Raw genomic sequence first — 646 nt, 5'->3', positions numbered from 1 at the left:
CTGCTCGATGCCCTGGCCGAGCGCCGTGAGCAGCTGGCTGCTGAACATGGCAAGCGCGTGCCGTTGGCGATCAAGATCGCCCCGGACATGAGCGACGAAGAAACCGCCCTGGTGGCGGCTGCATTGATGGAGTCGGGCATGGATGCGGTGATTGCCACCAACACCACGCTGGGCCGTGAGGGTGTCGAAGCGCTGCCGTATGGGGGCGAGGCAGGTGGCCTGTCAGGCGCGCCGGTGCTGGAGAAGAGCACCCATATCGTCAAGGTGCTGGCGGGTGAGCTGGGTGGCAAGTTGCCGATCATTGCCGCCGGTGGCATCACCGAAGGGCGCCACGCTGCCGAGAAGATCGCTGCCGGGGCGAGCCTGGTGCAGATCTATTCGGGCTTCATTTACAAGGGGCCGGCACTGATTCGCGAAGCGGTGGATGCGATCGCGGCGATGCCGCGCTAGTTTGGCGCTTTGCCAGCCCATTAAAAAGGGCCCCTTGAAGGGGCCCCTGGGCCTACGCCCGCCGCCCGATTGGGGCGTGCATGTAAATCGAATTCAGTGTCCTCGATCAGCCTACGGCGTGATTTTCGTTGAGTCTATGGATGCCAGCGGTGCCAGTCATTCCGTCCCAGTTATCGCCGCGACCTTCACGCCAGCC

General features: G+C 63.8%; 1 protein-coding gene and 1 pseudogene. One reads left to right on the top strand and one right to left on the bottom strand.

The window, feature by feature from the left end; all coding sequences use genetic code 11:
- Positions 1-450, top strand: a 450-nt coding sequence (locus GYA94_RS26345; protein WP_498072226.1) for a dihydroorotate dehydrogenase, incomplete at its 5' end; no start/stop codon positions are given.
- 106 nt (positions 451-556) lie between these two features.
- On the opposite strand, the pseudogene GYA94_RS26340 reads toward GYA94_RS26345, so the two are convergent.
- A pseudogene (locus GYA94_RS26340) lies at positions 557-646 on the bottom strand (ribosome modulation factor); the annotation flags it as partial.

Source organism: Pseudomonas juntendi (genome assembly GCF_009932375.1).
Classification (GTDB): Bacteria; Pseudomonadota; Gammaproteobacteria; order Pseudomonadales; family Pseudomonadaceae; genus Aquipseudomonas; species Aquipseudomonas juntendi.
This window is presented reverse-complemented; position numbering and strand designations above follow the sequence as displayed.